This window comes from Haladaptatus sp. HS23 (assembly GCF_056892285.1).
Genome location: NZ_JBXGLH010000053.1, coordinates 1 through 856, shown reverse-complemented (window position 1 = coordinate 856; position 856 = coordinate 1). Strand labels below are relative to the sequence as shown.

Here is an 856-nt window from a genome sequence, read left to right as displayed (position 1 = left end):
TAGGTCCGTGACGGCTGACGCTTGAAAGTACGGCGCTCCATCCAGCACCACGAGCAAGTCATCCTCGAATTCTTCACATAGTGCTAAAATGAAATGCTTCGCGTGTTCGGCGGTAACGTACTCTTCGAATCGCGAGAAGAAGCGATCACCGCCCTCGGTGATCGCACCCAGCAGACACGTCCAGTCGCGTTGGCCAGAGAGTTCGACCGAGGGCCGCGTGCCGCGCGGAAACCACGCGGCACGCGGCTCAACTTGCACCGATTTCTTGGTTTGGTCGATACAGACTACCGTGGCGTCCATCTCCCGCCGCTTTTTTTGAGCTTCTCGTAGAACTCTTCTTGCTCGTCTTCGTCGGCTTCAGCGGCTGTACGGCGTGGCTTCTGATAGCTCAACCCCGCTTCTTTCAGCAACCGCCGACAACTCGGGATTGAATACTCGACGCCGTACGTTTCTTTGAGAAAGTCTTGGGTAAGCGCCGGCGTCCACGCCGGCGCGTCGATCCCGACCTCTTGAGGAGGTTCGTGAACAGTTTCTTCAAACTCTTCTTGCTGTGCTTTTGTGAGTTTTCGCTTTCTTCCAGTTCGCTTACCATCAGAAACGGCTTGCTCAAGCGACTCGTCGGTATCGAGTCGCTTGAGCCAACTGTAGACCGTCCGCCGCTGAACGTCGTACCACTCGGCTAGCTCGGTCTGCGGCACGCCGTTCTTGTACGCGATAGCAGCTAAGAGTCGTTGTGTCGGCTTTTTTCCGTCCACGTTGTCGAGTGCGTCTTGCAATTCTTCGACGGAAATCTCGTCGAGATGATTCACGATCTCTTGCAACAGTCTCTGAGTGAAAAGTTCTAACGGTTACTATA

Annotated in this window: 1 pseudogene; it reads right to left on the bottom strand. The window is 54.8% G+C overall.

What is annotated here, in order from left to right:
* Nucleotides 1–809, bottom strand: a pseudogene (locus AC1XDK_RS30760) (IS630 family transposase); the annotation flags it as partial.
* Nucleotides 810–856: the final 47 nt, after the last annotated feature.